This is a genomic window from Cohnella lupini, assembly GCF_003386205.1.
Taxonomy (GTDB): domain Bacteria; phylum Bacillota; class Bacilli; order Paenibacillales; family Paenibacillaceae; genus Cohnella; species Cohnella lupini.
In genome coordinates this window covers 1-13383 of sequence record NZ_QRDY01000023.1, presented here as the reverse complement: position 1 = coordinate 13383, position 13383 = coordinate 1, and the positions used below count along the sequence as shown (strand labels likewise).

The 13383-nt window shown below is 53.1% G+C and carries 13 protein-coding genes and 1 rRNA gene; 1 reads left to right on the top strand and 13 read right to left on the bottom strand.

Translation table 11 applies throughout. The features are described 5' to 3' along the window. Window positions 1-272: 272 nt before the first annotated feature. The 4 genes from gltX to DFP95_RS24265 form a co-directional block, all read right to left on the bottom strand. Window positions 273-1727 (bottom strand): glutamate--tRNA ligase, encoded by a 1455-nt coding sequence (gene gltX, locus DFP95_RS24280; RefSeq protein WP_115995288.1) that lies wholly within the window; start codon window positions 1725-1727, stop codon window positions 273-275. A 25-nt stretch (window positions 1728-1752) separates the two neighbouring features. Next, complete coding sequence (gene ispF, locus DFP95_RS24275) at window positions 1753-2229, bottom strand: 2-C-methyl-D-erythritol 2,4-cyclodiphosphate synthase (protein WP_115995287.1); 477 nt, start codon at window positions 2227-2229, stop codon at window positions 1753-1755. Then, window positions 2226-2924, bottom strand: a complete 699-nt coding sequence (gene ispD, locus DFP95_RS24270) for a 2-C-methyl-D-erythritol 4-phosphate cytidylyltransferase (RefSeq protein WP_115995286.1) — start codon at window positions 2922-2924, stop codon at window positions 2226-2228. The genes ispF and ispD overlap by 4 nt, the downstream gene beginning before the upstream one ends. Before the next feature lie 98 nt (window positions 2925-3022). Next, window positions 3023-4111: a PIN/TRAM domain-containing protein gene (locus tag DFP95_RS24265; protein ID WP_115995349.1), complete on the bottom strand. Its 1089-nt coding sequence runs from the start codon at window positions 4109-4111 to the stop codon at window positions 3023-3025. A 194-nt stretch (window positions 4112-4305) separates the two neighbouring features. Here DFP95_RS24265 and DFP95_RS24260 point away from each other — a divergent pair, with 194 nt between their 5' ends. Continuing rightward, a complete protein-coding gene (locus DFP95_RS24260) occupies window positions 4306-4701 on the top strand; it encodes a nucleoside triphosphate pyrophosphohydrolase family protein (protein WP_115995285.1) in 396 nt (131 codons plus the stop codon). A gap of 146 nt (window positions 4702-4847) precedes the next feature. Here the strand turns inward: DFP95_RS24260 and pssA are convergent, their stop codons facing one another. From pssA to DFP95_RS24220, 9 genes are all read right to left on the bottom strand, one after another. Then, on the bottom strand, window positions 4848-5600 hold the full coding sequence (gene pssA, locus DFP95_RS24255) for a CDP-diacylglycerol--serine O-phosphatidyltransferase (protein WP_115995284.1): 753 nt from the start codon (window positions 5598-5600) through the stop codon (window positions 4848-4850). A 19-nt stretch (window positions 5601-5619) separates the two neighbouring features. Further along, window positions 5620-5745, bottom strand: coding sequence for a hypothetical protein (locus DFP95_RS29665; RefSeq protein ID WP_281273450.1), 126 nt, complete (start codon window positions 5743-5745; stop codon window positions 5620-5622). 16 nt (window positions 5746-5761) lie between these two features. Next, on the bottom strand, window positions 5762-6871 hold the full coding sequence (gene disA, locus DFP95_RS24250; protein WP_115995283.1) for a DNA integrity scanning diadenylate cyclase DisA: 1110 nt from the start codon (window positions 6869-6871) through the stop codon (window positions 5762-5764). A gap of 17 nt (window positions 6872-6888) precedes the next feature. After that, entirely contained in the window at window positions 6889-8256 is a 1368-nt protein-coding gene (gene radA, locus DFP95_RS24245; protein ID WP_115995282.1) for a DNA repair protein RadA, read from the bottom strand. Between the two features lie 160 nt (window positions 8257-8416). Next, window positions 8417-10864, bottom strand: coding sequence for an ATP-dependent Clp protease ATP-binding subunit (locus DFP95_RS24240; protein ID WP_115995281.1), 2448 nt, complete (start codon window positions 10862-10864; stop codon window positions 8417-8419). Between the two features lie 37 nt (window positions 10865-10901). Further along, a complete protein-coding gene (gene mcsB / locus DFP95_RS24235; protein WP_115995280.1) occupies window positions 10902-11966 on the bottom strand; it encodes a protein arginine kinase in 1065 nt (354 codons plus the stop codon). Window positions 11967-11982: 16 nt separating this feature from the next. Continuing rightward, window positions 11983-12495, bottom strand: a complete 513-nt coding sequence (gene mcsA, locus DFP95_RS24230; protein ID WP_115995279.1) for a protein-arginine kinase activator protein McsA — start codon at window positions 12493-12495, stop codon at window positions 11983-11985. An 18-nt stretch (window positions 12496-12513) separates the two neighbouring features. Then, window positions 12514-12975, bottom strand: coding sequence for a CtsR family transcriptional regulator (locus DFP95_RS24225; RefSeq protein WP_115995278.1), 462 nt, complete (start codon window positions 12973-12975; stop codon window positions 12514-12516). A gap of 324 nt (window positions 12976-13299) precedes the next feature. Beyond that, window positions 13300-13383: ribosomal RNA gene (locus DFP95_RS24220) — 23S ribosomal RNA — on the bottom strand; the annotation flags it as partial.

Sequence of the window (13383 nt, the reverse complement as noted above, 5' to 3'; positions counted from 1 at the left end):
ACGGGCTCCCCCCGGCACCGCTTACCCGCGACTTTCCCCGAGTATGCGATAACAATCATCGCGTTACCTTCGGAAGTCCGATCGGCGGCACAGCTCCCAGGCGCAATTTCGGTTTCGCGTGAATGTGGCGGCTCTCAGCCTAGACCGCCTTCTCTGGACATCCGTATACGAAACTTACTTTCCTGTTCGTCGCACATTTTCGATATAGCACAAGTATATCCCAACGTTACTCGGGTGACAAGGGATACCCATGCCGCCCGTGCTCTATTTTATTAACGCGTTAGTCGCTTCAGAACCCGGTCGCGGCCGAGGAGCCACACCGTCCCGTTCAGATCGGGTCCGTGCGTCTGACCGGTCAAAGCAACCCGAATGGGCATGAATAAGCCTTTGCCTTTAATTCCCGTAGCGACTTGTACCGCTTTGATCCACGCCTTGATGTTGTCGATGGAGAAATCGGCCTCTGTTGCCGCTTCGATCTGATCGCGGAAAGCGCTCAGCACGGTCGGTACCGATTCTTCGGCCATGACGATGGCGGCTTCGTCGTTGAACTCTAGCTTCTCCACGAAGAACAAGTCCGAGAGCGCGACGATTTCCGCCCCGAAGCGAAGATGATCGCGGAACAGGATCACCAAAGCGGTGGCCCATTCCAGCTCTTGAGCGTTCGGCTCAGCGGGCAATCGTCCAGCTTTAATCAGATGGGGGACGCATAGCTCGACGACCCGCTCCGGGGAGACTTGCTTCAGATAATGCTGGTTCAGCCAGCTAAGCTTGGCGGTATCGAATACGGCCGGACTCTTGGAAAGACGGTTGGCGTTGAAAATCTCGATCAGCTGCTCGCGGCCGAAGATCTCCTCTTCTCCTTCCGGAGACCAACCGAGCAAAGTGATGAAGTTGAATAAAGCCTCCGGCAAATAGCCCAATTCATCGTACTGCTGAATGAACTGCACGATGGATTCGTCTCTCTTGGACAGCTTCTTCCGTTGGTCGTTGACGATCAGCGTCATATGCCCGAACTCCGGCGGCGTCCAACCGAACGCTTCGTAGATCATAAGTTGGCGCGGCGTGTTCGTGATATGATCTTCACCGCGAAGTACGTGAGTGATCGCCATGAGATGGTCATCGACTGCGACGGCGTAATTGTATGTCGGAATGCCGTCTTTCTTCACGATAACGAAATCCCCGAAATCGTCGGCTTGGAATGAGATTTCTCCTTTAACCGTATCCTTGAAGGCGTACACCCGTTCAACGGGAACGGTAAACCGGACGCTGGGAGTCCGCCCTTCCGCTGCCAGAGAGGCTTGCTCCTCGGCGTTAAGATGGCGACACTTGCCCGAGTACTTTGGCGTTTCCCCCCGAGCCGTCTGTTCTTCCCGCTCCCGCTCCAGCTCTTCTTCGTTACAATAGCACGGGTACGCTAGCTTCCGGTCTAATAATTGCCGAGTGTGCGCGTCGTAAATCTCCAAGCGCTCGGTCTGGCGGTAAGGGCCGTATTCGCCCGGCCGGTCGGTGCTCTCGTCCCAATCGACGCCCAGCCACTTCAGATACGTCAGCTGACTTTCCTCGCCGCCTGCCACGTTGCGCTTAACATCCGTATCCTCGATGCGAATGATAAATTCTCCGCCGTGATGGCGAGCGAACAAATAGTTGAAAATGGCGGTTCTGGCGTTGCCGATATGTAAATGGCCCGTAGGGCTCGGCGCGTAACGCACGCGGACTTTGGTCGACATAGGTATTCCTCCTTGGCTTATAAGCCTATTCCCGAATCAATAAAACGACGGCTTGCGACGCGATGCCTTCGCCGCGACCGGTAAAGCCCAGACGTTCCGTCGTCGTCGCTTTGACGTTGACTTGCGATTCTTCGCATTCAAGCGCCCTCGCGATGACCGTTACCATCGCCGGGATGTATGGAGCCATCTTCGGCGCTTGGGCGATGATCGTCGCGTCGGCATTGCCGAGCTTGTACCCGAGCTCCTTGGCCAAAGCCCATACATGCTCCAACAGCTTCACGCTATCCGCATCCTTGAACTCCGGATCGGTATCGGGAAAATGCTTGCCGATATCGCCTAGCGCAAGCGCGCCCAGAATGGCGTCGCTTATCGTATGGAGTAAGACATCCGCGTCCGAGTGGCCTAATAGCCCCTTCTCGTAAGGAATGGTCACTCCTCCGATAATGCATGGACGACCTTCGACCAACTGATGGACGTCAAACCCTTGTCCTATTCGTATCATTGCGGACTCCCCTTTCCTTGACGCCCGGCGATCAGCAGCTCCGCTATCGGCAGGTCCTCGGGCGTCGTGATTTTCAAATTCCGATAATCGCCTTCGACGATGGCAACCTTGCGGCCTATCCGCTCGAGCAGCATCGCATCATCCGTGGCCGACGCGCCGTTCTCCTGAGCATTGCGGTGCGCCTGCATAAGCTCCAGACGCAAAAAAGCCTGCGGAGTCTGCACGCTCCACAGCGTCCTGCGTTCCGGGGTCGCAACGATGAAGCCGTTGCCGTCCGAAATTTTGATCGTATCTTTCACCGGTACGGCCAATGCCGAAGAGCCATGCTCTTCCGCCGCGCGGCAGCATGCCTCGATCTGATCCGGCGTCACGAGGGGCCTTGCCGCATCATGGACCAGCACGCCCTCGGTACGCAAGGCTTCAAGCCCGGCATACACGCTATCCTGACGCTCGGCCCCGCCCGGTATGATTAACGTTACTTTGCGGAATCCCTCTGCCCCGACGATTTCCGCCGCCTTCTTCTGCTCTCCGGAAGAGACGACCAGCACGATCGAGGAAACGGATGGACTTCTCTCGAAGGCTTCCAGAGCATGGGCCAGAACGGTGCGTCCCGCCACCTTCAGATAGGGCTTATTATCCGCGGCGCCCATTCGGGTGCCACGTCCTGCGGCAACCACGACAGCTCCCCACTCCATGGCACGATCCCCTTAAGATGCGACTTATTCTCTCATGATTACAAACAAAAGACGGGACACGGAGCGCGTCCCGCCCATAATTCTATTATCATACCTTGTTAGAGCGCTTTTTCCAATAGCTTGGGCTTCGCGAAGATCATTCGGCCCGCCGATGTCTGAAGGACGCTCGTCACGAGCACCTCCATCGTCGTTCCGATGTAGTCCCTGCCGCCTTCCACTACGATCATCGTGCCATCGTCCAAGTAAGCCACGCCTTGGCCGTGTTCTTTGCCATCCTTGATGACCTGCACGACGATTTCCTCGCCCGGAAGAACGACGGGCTTGACCGCATTCGCCAGATCGTTGATGTTCAGCACGGATACGCCTTGAAGCTCGCAAACTTTGTTTAGATTGAAGTCGTTGGTGACGACTTTTCCTTGCATCGCTTTAGCTAGCTTCACTAGCTTGCTGTCCACTTCTCCCGGCTCCTCGTTCGGATCCTCGTAAATAAGCACCCTGACGTCCAGCTCCTTCTGAATCTTATTCAGAATATCCAGCCCTCTGCGCCCTCTATTGCGCTTGAGAAGATCGGACGAATCCGCGATATGCTGCAGCTCCTCCAGCACGAATTCCGGTATGACCAACGTTCCTTCGATGAAACCCGTTTTGCAAATGTCGGCGATTCGTCCGTCGATGATGACGCTGGTATCGAGAATTTTGTGCTCCTCGTACCGGGGCCCGTCGCTTTTCGGCACCTCGATCGTCTTGCGCGCGCGAATCCAATCCCCGAGCTCTTCCCTTTTGAGCATGCCAATTCTAAGACCCGCATAACCAAGCGTAAGCGCAGATACCGCTGCCATTACTTGTCCCACATACGGAATATCCGTTACATAAGGATACAGGAATGAAGAAAGTGCGAGACCAAAGGTTAAGCCGACTAAGCCGGATACGAGATCGGACATGGGGTAACTGGATAGCTTATCGATTCCCCTTTGCAAAGAACGGGATAACGGAGAAGCAATGGAGGTAGCCAGCAGAAACCCGGCAAAAGCCCCAATGACCGCGCTGAAGGTTCCTCCGGAACCCGTAGAAGCTCCCAGCAACGCTCCCATCCATGGCGAATCCGATGACGTTTGCCAGGTAGACATCTGTTGACCTAGCATACCGCCCATCAGAAGGCCGACGATCTGAATAATTCTTTTCATGATCATGATAAATCACTCCCTTTCTTGTAATAAATCAGAAATGTCGTTACTAGTATGTTCCAATTTTCCGATTGCAAACCTCCGACGGGCAGCCTTCTTAAAGTTTCCTCAAAAATAACAACTTCTTTTGAAATCCGGGATCCCTTGAACTATAATAAAAGAGGATTAGTAAATAAACGGTAACCGAGGTGGAACGGATGGGCGCACCTACGCTCCAGGAATTCCAGAGTCAGGTGTCGGAATTGTTGCTCCGTCATCGCAGTCTGCTTGATGTCGTTACGAAGTACAGCCAGTCTAATGCTTCCGTGAACCGCGCCGTATCCAAATCGATTACCGAATGCGGATGCATCGAATTAACCGCCAGAAACCAAGGATTCTCGGAGGAGATGCCGCTTGATCAAGCGAATCGCCAATCGAAATCCCACATGGAAGGCGCATTATGCGAGCCATGCCGCGAAGTCATCCGGAGCGAGATGGGCAAGAACCTGTTTTACATGTCGGCTATGTGCAATTTGCTGGATATCAGCCTCGAGGACGTCGTTGCCAAGGAAGCTGATAAATGCTCCACGCTAGGCTGGTTTAATTTAACTTAAAGCACGTATTTTCAAGCGGGGGCATAAGTCTATCGGACTTTTCGCCTCCTTTTTCATTTTTGCGCAACGCAAAAAAGCATCGAAACTCCCTTATTCGAGAGATTCGATGCTTTTAACGCGAAAAAATGAAGGATTAACCGCATAAACTATGCGCTGTGCTTGGATTGCTCTTTCTCCTCCGCGGCTGCCTTCCTCCGCTTGGAGCGCTTGCTTGAGGGCAACAGCCCATCAACGTTTTTTTTTAGGCCCCATAAAGCATAGAGAAGCAACAAGGCCAGAATGACCTTGGGAATCGCCTCTTGGAACATATAAGCTAGAATGGCTGCTCCAAGAACGACAACGGGAATTGCCCATATCGCTTTCTTCGGCAAACCGAGCTTCTTGAAGTTCGGATATTTCATGTTGCTTACCATCAAGAAGGAAAGCGCCACCGTGCTTATTAGCAACAAAGAAAAGTGTAATTCGTGGTGGAACAGCGCCAGCGTGGCAAGTACTCCGCCAGCCGCGGGAATCGGCAAGCCTATGAAATAGCCCGGTATGCCGTCGATAACGTTAAACCTCGCCAACCGCAAAGCTCCGCAGATCGGGAAAATAGCCGTTACGATCCAAGCCAGCGCCGGACTGACTTCTTGAAAAGCCGCTTGATACATAATGAAAGCCGGCGCGACCCCGAACGAAATAACATCGGAAAGCGAATCCAGCTCTTTGCCGAATTCGCTCTGCACGTTCAACGCGCGGGCTACGCGACCGTCCAACCCGTCAAGAAGCATAGCTATAATAACCAATAAAGCGGCCGTATTCGAACTATTCGTCTCATTGTTGAATGCCAGTATGATGGCGATTACGCCTAATGACAAATTTCCTATGGTGAAAAGATTCGGTATCGACTTTGTAATCATGTTTGCCACCTCGACTTTACTATACCCTATTGATCGGAATGTTAAGCGCGGAAGCCAGCTCAATCCCGATCCGATCCGAATGTTTAGCGCCGATTGTAAGCACGATTAATCGAAAATAAGCTAATTTCGGTAGTTTGAAGAACATTCCAATTGTAGTCCCCTTATATCTGTCTGTCAATAAACACCTGTTCTTGAATCCGTTTCAAACCCTCTTTAATCGCCCGCGCCCGCACCTCTCCGATTCCGTCTACCTCGTCCAGTTCCTCGATCGAAGCCATTATGATATGCGGAAGAGCTCCAAAACGGTCGACCAAGTTATGAATGATAATGCTAGGAAGCCTAGGAATTTTACTTAGCATTCGATAACCGCGCGGAAGCAAGCCTTCTTCCACGACCGAGCTTAGGGAAGGATAACCGAGTATGCGGATTAGAGCAGCCGAATCGAGCAATTCTTCCGACGAGAGCTTGCGGATGGTCGCTTGGATTTCCCGCACCTTGTTCTCCCCGTCGTCCTTCGCGTAATCTCTAAGCAGCAACCAAGCCTCTTCTTCCGCCGTTCCGACCAATTCTTCCTTCTGCATGCTAATGAGCCTGCCCTCGTTTCCGAGTTCAAGCACGTAACGATTGATTTCGTTATTGATGCGCAGAACCATCTCCGCTCGTTGAATAACGTGTGCAACCTCATGCATAGTCACTAGCTCTTCGAACTCCAACGCCGACAAATTCGTTAGCGCTTGAGTAAACACGGCCCGGTATTTCTCCAACGTCTGGATCGCCTGATTGGCTTTCGTCAGGATGACGCCCATCTCTTTAAGCGCATAGCGCAAGTTGCCTTGATACAATGTAATGACGTTACGTCTTTGGGAGATGGATACGACAAGCTTTCCGGTTTGCTTCGCCACCCGCTCCGCCGTCCGATGACGAATACCGGTTTCCGAAGAGGAGATGGAGGAATTCGGTATCAATTGGGTATTGGCGTATAATATGCGTTTAACGTCCTCGTTTAGAATGATTGCTCCGTCCATTTTCGCTAATTCATATAAATAGTTAGGGCTGAAATCGCAGTTGATGGAAAAACCGCCGTCTACAAGTTCCATTACCTCCGGGCTGTAGCCTACGACGATCAACGCTCCGGTTTTCGCGCGCAGCACGTTCTCCAGCCCATCCCGGAACGGGGTACCAGGAGCAACCATCTGCAGTAGCAGATTCATCGTTTTTTCCTGTTGCGTGCGCTCTTTTTCCTTCGGATCCTTGTCCTTGTTCTCTTTCATTATATGATCGATACCCCCTATTCCAATGCGGCTTTAAGCGCCTCTGCGACCGTCCTTACGCCGATGATCGAGATTCCTTGCGGCGGCTGCCATCCCTTCATGCTTTGCTCCGGCATGATCACCCGCTTGAAGCCCAGTTTGTGCGCTTCCCTCACTCGCTGCTCCGCCCTGGAGACGGCGCGTACTTCTCCCGTCAAGCCCACCTCGCCGAAAATAACGTCGAAGGGCTTCGTCGCCGAGTCCTTAAAGCTGGACGCGAGACTGACCGCCGCAGCCAAATCCGCCGCGGGTTCGTCGAGCTTTACGCCGCCCGCCACGTTCAAATACGCATCCTGCGTCTGGAAGAACATGCCCATTCTCTTCTCCAATACCGCGATGACCAGCGACATGCGATGATGATCGAAGCCCGACGACATCCGTCTGGGCGACGGAAAGTGAGTCGGCGCTACAAGCGCTTGCAATTCAACGAGAACGGGTCTTGTACCTTCCATGCTCGCGACGACCGTAGAGCCCGATACCCCTAACGGCCTTTCCGAGAGGAACAGCTCGGAAGGATTCGTGACTTCCCTTAGCCCGTCCTCGGTCATATCGAAAATCCCGATTTCGTTCGTAGAGCCGAAGCGGTTCTTAACGGCCCTCAATATACGATAAGTATGATGACGTTCGCCTTCGAAGTACAGCACGCAATCGACCATATGCTCAAGCAGCCGCGGTCCGGCGATTGCCCCCTCCTTGGTAACGTGCCCGACTAACACGGTAGCCACTCCGTTTATTTTGGAGATTCTCATGAAATGAGCGGTGCATTCCCTTACTTGGGCAACGCTGCCCGGAGCTGAAGCCACCTCGGGCCGATACACCGTCTGGATCGAGTCGATCACGAGAAAATCGGGCTCCACTTCCGTAATCGCTTCTTCGATCACTTCCAAGTTCGTCTCGCATAGAACGAAGAGCCTGTCGTTTAATGCGCCCAGTCGGTCCGCTCTTAGCTTGGTCTGACGGACGGATTCTTCTCCCGACACGTAAAGCACCTTCAAGCCTTGAGTGGACAAGGAGTACGAAGCTTGCAGCAGCAAAGTCGATTTCCCGATGCCGGGGTCACCGCCGACGAGCAACAACGAACCCGGAACGAGCCCTCCTCCGAGCACCCTGTTCAGCTCGGATAGTCCCGTCGAAACGCGAGGTTCTTTCCCGCTTTCTATATCTATGATAGCTCGCGCCTTTTCTTTCGTACGGAGTAGCTCGCCCCGACCGACCGGAGCCTTGATCTGCGTTTCCGTTTCTTCTACCATCGTGTTCCATTCGTTGCAGCCCGGGCATTTGCCCATCCATTTCGGGGACTCGGTGCCGCACTGGGTACAGGCGAATTTCGTTTTGACCTTGGCCATCTCTAGCAACGGCTCCTTTGTTGTCCTATATTTGAATTTTAACACAAGCTCAAACGGCTGTCGCCGTCCCAAAGACCGTAGCGTGGTGTTTGAACGGAAAAAAGACTCTCCGCACGCGCTCATAAGCGTCGTAACGGAGAGTCCTTCTTTCCGTGTATTCTTAAGCTTTGGACAATTCGATCTCGGTTTTCTGCCTAACGATAAGGCCGCCATCCTCTTCGTCAATCAAGAGGGCGTTGCCCTTCGAAATCTTGCCGAGCAGCAGATCTTCCGACAAGCGATCTTCGATATGCTTCTGAATCGCCCTGCGAAGCGGCCGCGCTCCGTACTGCGGATCGTATCCTTCCTTGGCTAGGAAGGCTTTGGCCGAATCGGTCAGCTCGAAGCTAACGTTGTGCTCCACTAAACGCTTGCGAAGGTCGTCGGCCATAAGCGTAACGATCTGAGCGATATGCTCTTCGTTAAGCGGATGGAACACGATGGACTCGTCGATCCGGTTGAGGAACTCCGGACGGAACGATTTCTTAAGCTCGGCGAGCACCTTTTCCTTCATGTTCTGGTAATCGCGTCCCGCATCTTGCGCGGCCGTGAAGCCCAGCGTCGAGTTTTTCTTGATTTGCTCCGCGCCGACGTTGGAAGTCATGATAATCAGCGTATTGCGGAAGTCGACGGCACGTCCTTTGGAATCCGTCAAGCGACCGTCCTCGAGTACTTGCAACAAGATGTTGAATACTTCCGGGTGGGCTTTCTCGATCTCGTCAAGCAATACGACCGAATAAGGCTTGCGACGGACTTTCTCCGTCAGCTGGCCGCCTTCCTCGTAGCCGACGTAGCCCGGAGGCGCTCCGACGAGACGGGAAGTCGAATGCTTCTCCATATATTCCGACATGTCGATGCGGATAACCGCGTTCTCGTCGCCGAACATCGCTTCCGCGATAGCCCGGGCAAGCTCCGTTTTACCGACGCCCGTAGGTCCTAGGAAGATGAAGGATCCCATCGGACGCTTCGGATCCTTGAGGCCAGCACGCGCGCGCCGAATGGCTCGGGAAACGGACTTGACGGCTTCGTCTTGACCGATAACGCGGTCGTGAAGAATGCTCTCCATGTTCAGGAGGCGTTCCGTTTCTTCCTCTTCCAGCTTCCGAACAGGAATGCCGGTCCAGCTTGCCACGACCTGGGCGATATCCTCGGGCGTAACTTCCGAATCGGTACGTCCTTGCTTCTCTTTCCACAGGTTCTTCGTATGGTCGAGCTCTTCGCGGATTTTCTGTTCCGTATCCCTAAGGGCTGCCGCTTTCTCGAACTCTTGGCTTTGAACGGCGGCGTCCTTCTCTTTACGAATATCCTCGAGCCTTGTTTCCAATTGCTTCAGGTTAGGCGGTACCGTGTAGGAATTAAGCCTTACCTTGGAGCCTGCTTCATCGATGAGATCGATCGCCTTATCCGGCAAGAAGCGATCCGGAATATACCGGTCGGATAGCTTAACAGCCGCATCGATCGCTTCGTCGGTGATTTTGACCCGATGATGAGCTTCGTAACGGTCGCGCAAGCCGAGCAGAATTTGAACGGCTTCCTCCGGAGTCGGTTGATCAACCGTTATCGGTTGGAACCGGCGTTCCAAGGCTGCGTCTTTCTCGATATATTTGCGGTATTCGTCCAGCGTGGTTGCCCCGATGCATTGAAGTTCGCCGCGAGCAAGAGCAGGCTTCAGAATATTGGAAGCATCGATCGCGCCTTCGGCTCCGCCAGCCCCGATCAACGTATGCAACTCGTCGATGAAGAGGATGACGTTACCCGCTTGGCGAATTTCGTCCATGATTTTTTTCAGACGATCCTCGAATTCTCCGCGGTATTTCGTACCTGCAACGACGGAGCCCATATCCAAAGTCATTACGCGTTTGTCGCGTAAAGTTTCGGGAATTTCGTTGTTGACTATTTTCTGCGCGAGACCTTCGGCGATCGCCGTTTTACCTACGCCAGGCTCCCCGATCAATACCGGGTTGTTCTTCGTCCGACGCGAAAGAACCTGAATCACGCGTTCGATTTCCTTCTGCCTGCCGATGACGGGGTCGATATTGCCTTCCCTTGCGCTAGCGGTCAGATCCCGGGCCAAGCCATCCAACGTCGGCGTGCTTACGTTAGCGGAAGGACCATGGTTCTGGGAGACGCTTTCGTTGCTGCCAAGCAATTGAAGCACTTGCTGGCGAGCTTTGTTAAGGCTGATGCCCAGATTGTTCAGAACGCGGGCTGCTACTCCCTCGCCTTCTCGGATGAGACCCAGCAGAATATGCTCCGTGCCCACGTAAGTATGTCCCAGCTTACGCGCTTCGTCCATGGAAAGCTCGATGACTTTCTTGGCGCGAGGGGTATATGCGATATTCGTGGGTTGCTCCTGCCCCCGTCCGATCAGCGATTCCACTTCGTCCTGGATTTTTTCCAGTCCAAGTCCGAGCGCGATCAGAGCTTTAGCGGCAATGCTTTCCCCTTCCCGGATCAAACCGAGCAATATATGTTCGGTACCGATATTGTTGTGTCCCAAACGTACCGCTTCTTCCTGAGCTAGGGCCAACACCTTCTGCGCACGTTCCGTGAATCTACCAAACATCATGTGACATACCTCCTCTATAAGGTTAAGAATAAAACATTTATGAAGTTGTTTCCAGTCGCGAACGAATTAATTCCGCTCTTGATTTGTCCCGATCCTCCGGACTCATCGCTTCCCCGAACGTTTGTTGCAAAAATCCGGGCTGAGTAGAGACGAGAAGTTCGTTTAAGATAAGCTCGTTCACTTCGGGGAGCAACCCAAGATGAACGCCGAGCCTAATATCCGATAAGCGTTGGGCGGCTTCCTTGGAATCCATGATCATCGCCTGCGACAGAATACCGAACGATCGGCGCACCCGATCTTCGACGCGCAAACGGGATTCGGTTAATAGCTTACTCCTCGCGGACTTCTCGTGTTCGACCATTTGGCGTGCGACTTGAAATAAATTCTCGATGATTTCCTGCTCGGATTGTCCCAGCGTAATTTGATTGGATACCTGAAACAGGTTTCCCGTCGCTTCGCTTCCTTCGCCGTAAAGACCTCGCACGGCCAATCCCACTTGGGTGACAGCGGATAATATCCTTCCGATCTGACCTGTCATGACGAGGGCCGGCAGGTGCATCATGACCGATGCCCTAATCCCGGTCCCGACGTTCGTCGGGCAGCTTGTCAGATAGCCGTGCTTCTCGTCGAAGGCATAATCGACTTGTTCCTCGAAAATATCGTCGATTTTACTCGCCGCATCCCAAGCCTCCAGCACTTGGAACCCTGAGCTTAAGCATTGAATGCGCAAGTGGTCCTCTTCGTTGATCATGACGCTAATATCCTCGTTAGGGCTCAATATGAGCGCCCCGTTGCGGGACTCATTAGCCAAGTTAGGACTGATCAGATGCTTCTCGACGAGCACCAGCTTCTCGAGCTCCGTCAGTTCGGTCAACCGGACTTGCTCGATCTTGCCTAGCCCGTTCAACCTTCCGCTCTCGGCAACCCCGAGCAATTGCTCCATGACCGACAAGGATTGCTCCGGCCCGGCCATCAAAGGGAAGGGCATGTTGCGAATGTTGCGGGCAATGCGCACGCGGCTGCTGATGACGACTTCGGAATCGGGACCTTCGCCGTTCATCCAATGACTGAGCGCTTGTTTGACGAATTTCCGTTTAGCCATAGTCTAAACCTTCCCTTCAGCCGCTCATTTCTTTCTCGAGCTCGCGAATACGGTCCCGAAGCTGTGCGGCGGTCTCGAAATCTTCCCGCTCGATCCGTCCTTGCATTTCTTTCTTCAAACGATCTATTTCCCGTTTTGTCTTCAAACGTCCACCGGCTCGCTTTGGCACTTTGCCGACATGTACCGTATTACCATGTACCCGTTTCAGCAAAGGATCAAGCCTTTCCGAGAACTGCTTATAGCAATGACTGCAACCGAAACGTCCGATCTTGCTGAACTGGGTATAGGTCATTCCGCAGGTATCGCATTTGACGGCGTGCGGTTTAGCCATCGAATTGGGATTCGGAGGCTCGAAATCAAGCAACCCCGATAGGAGGTTATGGATGGAAAACCCGCTCGAGGTGCCGGGAATGAGTTCCCCCTTCTCCCTCGCGCACGTTTCGCAAATATGCAGCTCCGCCTTCTCGCCGTTAACGATTTTCGTAAAATGCAGCGTAGCCGGACGTTTGCCGCATTCCTGGCAATTCATCTGACAAGCCTCCTTTCCTCATTTCAGGAGCAACGCGACAAGCATTGCCTTCATTAGCTTGGCTCTGATCTCGTCCCTTAGCGGTAGCTTCACGGCCAATACGTCCCTGGATACGGCCGCTTTAAGCAGGTTCGACTCCCGCACGGTAAGGAAACGCGCTTCCTCTAGTTGATAAATAAGTCCTTCGGCGGCTGTTTGGTCGATCTGATCGCCTACCGTTTGCTGGATATGACGCTGCACCGCTTCGAGTGAAGGCAGGCTGACTTGCTGGATGCGAATGTATCCCCCGCCGCCGCGCTTACTTTCCACGTAGTAGCCTTTTTCCAGCGTAAACCTCGTGCTGATTACGTAATTGATTTGCGACGGTACGCACGAAAACTTATCCGCAAGATCGTTTCTTTGGATTTCGATGGACCCTTCCGAGCTACTCTGCAGCACTTGCTTCAAGTAAAGCTCGATGAGATCGGTAATGTTCGGCAACGTCCAACCTCCTTTCGTCTAACGGGGGCGGAACTGACTTTGACTTTCTTTGACCATATCCTTATTATACGCAGCTTTTCAAAAAATGCAAAGGCGATTCGACCCAACGTTTTTGTTTCATCTATTCTTTATTATCGGGGCGCCGCCTTCGCTTTATTCGTCGAACGCGAAAAGCGATCCGCATGAAAAGACAAACAAAAAAAGCACCCTTAATAAAGGGAGCTCGAATTTGCGCTTAAATAGGCTCATGCCTTGAAAACTGGATGCGAAGCAAGCAAAGGTGAGGAGATGCTGAGGTTCAATTACCTTATCATGTCCATTCGTTAGGATAAGCCCTCGACCGATTAGTACTCGTCAGCTGCACACGTTACCGCGCTTCCACCCCGAGCCTATCAACCTGGTGTTCTT

What these genes read in the sequence shown, in the direction of transcription:
- gltX (WP_115995288.1), bottom strand. Translation starts at nt 1,727, where the DNA reads ATGTCGACCAAAGTCCGCGTGCGTTACGCGCCGAGCCCTACGGGCCAT.
- ispF (WP_115995287.1), bottom strand. Translation starts at nt 2,229, where the DNA reads ATGATACGAATAGGACAAGGGTTTGACGTCCATCAGTTGGTCGAAGGT.
- ispD (WP_115995286.1), bottom strand. Translation starts at nt 2,924, where the DNA reads ATGGAGTGGGGAGCTGTCGTGGTTGCCGCAGGACGTGGCACCCGAATG.
- DFP95_RS24260 (WP_115995285.1), top strand. Translation starts at nt 4,306, where the DNA reads ATGGGCGCACCTACGCTCCAGGAATTCCAGAGTCAGGTGTCGGAATTG.
- pssA (WP_115995284.1), bottom strand. Translation starts at nt 5,600, where the DNA reads ATGATTACAAAGTCGATACCGAATCTTTTCACCATAGGAAATTTGTCA.
- DFP95_RS29665 (WP_281273450.1), bottom strand. Translation starts at nt 5,745, where the DNA reads ATGTTCTTCAAACTACCGAAATTAGCTTATTTTCGATTAATCGTGCTT.
- disA (WP_115995283.1), bottom strand. Translation starts at nt 6,871, where the DNA reads ATGAAAGAGAACAAGGACAAGGATCCGAAGGAAAAAGAGCGCACGCAA.
- radA (WP_115995282.1), bottom strand. Translation starts at nt 8,256, where the DNA reads ATGGCCAAGGTCAAAACGAAATTCGCCTGTACCCAGTGCGGCACCGAG.
- DFP95_RS24240 (WP_115995281.1), bottom strand. Translation starts at nt 10,864, where the DNA reads ATGATGTTTGGTAGATTCACGGAACGTGCGCAGAAGGTGTTGGCCCTA.
- mcsB (WP_115995280.1), bottom strand. Translation starts at nt 11,966, where the DNA reads ATGGCTAAACGGAAATTCGTCAAACAAGCGCTCAGTCATTGGATGAAC.
- mcsA (WP_115995279.1), bottom strand. Translation starts at nt 12,495, where the DNA reads ATGAATTGCCAGGAATGCGGCAAACGTCCGGCTACGCTGCATTTTACG.